3 protein-coding genes are annotated in these 3920 nt (G+C 71.5%); 1 reads left to right on the top strand and 2 read right to left on the bottom strand.

Going from position 1 to position 3920, the window contains the following annotated elements:
• Positions 1 to 369: 369 nt before the first annotated feature.
• Complete coding sequence (locus AC08OO_RS20335; RefSeq protein ID WP_476611314.1) at positions 370 to 1905, top strand: alpha/beta hydrolase domain-containing protein; 1536 nt, start codon at positions 370 to 372, stop codon at positions 1903 to 1905.
• A 79-nt stretch (positions 1906 to 1984) separates the two neighbouring features.
• Here the strand turns inward: AC08OO_RS20335 and AC08OO_RS20330 are convergent, their stop codons facing one another.
• Positions 1985 to 2269 carry a ferredoxin gene (locus tag AC08OO_RS20330; RefSeq protein ID WP_476611313.1) on the bottom strand — a complete coding sequence of 95 codons (285 nt, stop codon included), beginning with the start codon at positions 2267 to 2269 and terminating at the stop codon, positions 1985 to 1987.
• A 53-nt stretch (positions 2270 to 2322) separates the two neighbouring features.
• Positions 2323 to 3920, bottom strand: a 1598-nt coding sequence (locus AC08OO_RS20325; RefSeq protein WP_476618920.1) for an NADH-ubiquinone oxidoreductase-F iron-sulfur binding region domain-containing protein, incomplete at its 5' end; no start/stop codon positions are given.

Raw genomic sequence — 3920 nt, 5'->3', positions numbered from 1 at the left:
GGGGCAAAGTGGTCCGACGGGTGGTCTGACAGGTGGTTCGACGGATAGTCCAACGGATAGTCCAACGAGTGGCCCGATGGCGCCGTACCCGTACCCATTCCCGATGTGCGGTGTGGTCGCGGCATGCCAGGCGCGTCCCGCGGAGTGAAACCACACACCGGCTCGGAGGTGACACCTCTCCACGCGGCCTCATCGAGGCCCGCGCGGACCACGGGGCTCCTGACCATCGGATCGGGATTTACGTCCCGGTCACGGGTCAAAAGTCCCCGGAATATGACATCTGAGCAACGGCGGCCATCGGTTCGATGCGCTCGCGTGCGGCACGATGGATCGTGGATCCGTGCGGCGAGCGCGAGAGGAACCGAATCGATGGAGCTGATGGAGATGGCGTCGGTGCGAGTCGACGGGCCGATCGCCGGCCAGGCGAGCCTGATCTCGACGTCTTTCGATCTGGCCTCCATCGGCTATCTGGCGGAGGAGTTCTTCGTGAGCGGAACCGCCGACTCCTATGCCGCGACGGGTCCGATCACCTCTGATGGCAGATGGGACGTGGTGGTCGCCGGTCAGGCGCCATTTCGGACCCGTCTCATCGTCTACCGGCCTGCCGACCCGACCGCTTTCAACGGCACGGCCGTCGTGGAATGGTTGAACGTCTCTGCCGGAATGGACGCCGCCGCCGCATGGCTCACGACGCATCGGCATCTGCTCCGCGCCGGTTTCGCCTGGGTGGGGGTGTCGGCGCAACGCATCGGCATCGATGGGATCGACACCGCCGAAGGGGCCGGTGTCGAAGCGAGGGCCGTTGCGGACGGCGGTATTGCGGGCGAAGATGGTGCCGGGGAGCAACGCGGCACCGGTTGGTGGCCGATCGTGCCGTCGCTTAAGAGCGCCGATCCCATCCGTTACGCGATTCTGTCCCATCCCGGTGACGCGTACAGCTTCGACATATTCCGTCAGGCCGGGGAAACCGTGCGTCGCGGTCTTCTCGATCACCTTCGTCCGGCGCGGATGATCGCCGTGGGCGCATCCCAGGCGGCGTTCTTTCTGGTGACCTATGTAAACACCATCGCGGCGCGGGACGGTGACGGCGGTGACGGCGGTGACCGCGATAGGAGCCGTGCCGCCGGCGGTGGCCATGGCGGTTTCGACGGTTACCTGATCCAGGGCCGCCCGGGGACCACGGCGTCCCTCGACGGTCGGGGCGGCCCGACCCTGGCCGGGGATGTCCGGCTGCGCACGGACGTCGCGGTGCCCGTGATGGTCGTGCAGAGCGAGACCGACGTCGTCGGCGTGCTTGGCGCCGTGGGCGCCCGCCAACCCGATAGCGACCGGTTCCGGCTCTGGGAGATCGCCGGTGCGGCGCACGTCGACACCTACACGCTCAAGGCCGGTTTCCGGGACGACGGTGCGCTGCCTGCCGCGGAGCTGGTACGCCTTCTGGTGCCCAGTGCCGCCCCTTTCGGTGTCCCGTTCACCGCCGCGATCAACAGTGGACCGCAGCAGCACTATGTCGCCCAGGCCGCGATTGCCGCGCTGGACGACTGGATCCGTTATGGTGTCGCGCCCCCGTCCGCGCCCCACCTGCTAACCGCCGCGACGGATCCAACGGTACTTCTCCGTGACGCGGACGGCATCGCCCGTGGTGGCGTGCGCACTCCCTGGGTCGACGTTCCCATCGCCGTCCTGTCCGGCCTGGGGCAGAACCCCACCGACGCCTCCGCCATCTTCGGCTCCACCCGGCCGCTGGATTCCGCCACACTCGCCGCCCGTTACCCCGCCGGCGCCGCGGACTATCGCGCCGCCTTTACCCGGGCCACCGACGACGCGATCGCGACCGGATTCCTGCTCGCCGAGGACCGTGAGGAGATCCTCGCCCTCGCGGCTGCCAGCTACCCAGGCAGGTAGCGGTAACGCGGCTTTAGCAAAGTGGTAATGCGGCGGTAACGTAGCGAGCGAGACAGCGGACATCGGCCGCCGGGCCCGGCTACCCCTGTTCCTGGCCGGCGAGCAGGCGTAGCGCGAGCCGGGGACAGGCATCCGCCGCCCGGCGAGCATGCTCGATCAGCTCCGTGGAGACGGTGATTTTTCGGGTCGACTGTCCGGTCGTTCCGCGAGCCAGCGGATAACCCGCTGGATCGCGGGTCAGCAGCTCGGGTAGCAGCTCGACACACCAGCCGCGGCCGTCACACGCCGTCCAGTCGATCCACAGCCGGGCCGGTCCGGCCGCCGCGCCGGCGTTTGTGGTGTTCATGGCATCTGTGGTGTTCATGGCATCTGTCTCCCCGTGGATTCGTCGACGTTGCCTGGTCGGGATGGGTGTGGTCAGGATGCGCACGCCGAGCCGAGGCAGTGGCCCTCGGCGTGCGCCCGGATATCGTCGGCGAACGTGCGCAGCGCACTGTGCACGAGGCGGGCCGCGCCGTCCGGGTGGTGGCACGCGCCGCGACCGGCGACCAGGGCGGCGAGGCGCAGCGCCCGGATGGCGGACTGTCCCGGATCGCCAGCCCCCTGCACCGGGCCGCCGGACCCGCCATCCGTTCGGGCCATCCCGGCCACGGCGTCCGCAAGCTGGGGCAGCCCGCTGACGCATGGCCCGCACTGGCCAGCGTTCTGCGCGGCCAGGTACCCGACGATGCGCGCGGTCTCGACGAGCCCGCAGGCCCGGGCCGGGAGGACGGCGACCACTCCGCTGCCCGGCGCGGCACCCCACGGCGCCAGCGCCGCCCGGGACATCGCGATCGTCGCTCCCGGGCCGCCGGGCAGCCACGCACCGCTGTAACCGCCGACCCGGAAGGCCCCGACCTGCTCGGTGAAGCCGCCCGCGAGCTGCGCGAGAGTGCCGAGTGGGGTGCCGAACGGCGCCTCGACGACCCCGGGCGCGGCGACCGCTCCCGTCACGGTGGCCAGGAACGTGCCCGGTTCCTCGGCGGTCCCGACCGAGCGGAACCAGCCGGCTCCCCACCGGGCGATCAACGCGAGGTGCGCGAGTGTCTCGGCGTTCTGCACCAGGGTCGGACGGCCGTGGAAACTGGCCTTGGCGAGCGGTTGCCAGTGCGCGCGCGGCCGGGCCGCACCTCCCTCCAGGGCTGCGATGACGGCCGACGCCTCCCCGGCGATGAAGGTCTCCGGCGCCTCCCGGATCTGGACGGTGAATCGGTCCCAGCACGCGGCCCGCCGTTGGGCCAGCGCCCGCCGGACCGCCGTGACCGCCGGCCCGGGTTTGAGATAGACGAAGGCGTCATCGGCCCCGACCGCCTCCGCGGCGAGCTGCAGGCCGTCGAGGACGAGGTGGGGCGCCACGGTGAGCAGGATGACGTCCTTGGCGCTCTCGGGTTCCCCTTCGGCGGCGTTGGCGACGACCACGGGGTGCGCGCCGCTGCGGTACCGGTCGGCTCGGTGCCCGGCGTTCCGGTGCGCGCTGCCCTGGTGCGCGCTGCCGTCGAGGCAGGTGCCCTCGGCGCTCGCGGCGAATTTCCGCCAGGTGGGGAAGGCCGCGCCGCCCCGCCCGGTCAGCCCGGAGTCGTGGATCTCCGGAAGTAACCGCCCGGGTCCGCCGCGCCAGGGCAGCGGTCCACACTGTCGGTCGTGCGCGGCGAGGTCGGACGCGGCCGCGGTCAGCAGCCGTCCGGCCGGGACGTGATGCGTGGGGAGGCCGCCCGCGCCGGCCGCGGGCCGTACCGCGTGCATGGCCGCAGGCCAGGGCTCGCGCCCCCACCCGGGCTGGGCCTCAGGGGAGCCGGCGCGGCCGACGTCGCTGGTGCCGGTCGGGATGTTGGTGCCGGTCGGGATGTTGGTGCCGGTCGGGATGGACGGTTGGGCCGCTCCGGCGACAGCGCGGATGGTCATGTCTGCTCCGATCTGGGGGTCATGGTTGTGGGCGCCGCCGGTTGGTGTCGCGGGCTGGGGGGCCGGTGTGGGCT

Source organism: Frankia sp. CeCAU1 (assembly GCF_977971845.1).
This window is presented reverse-complemented; position numbering and strand designations above follow the sequence as displayed.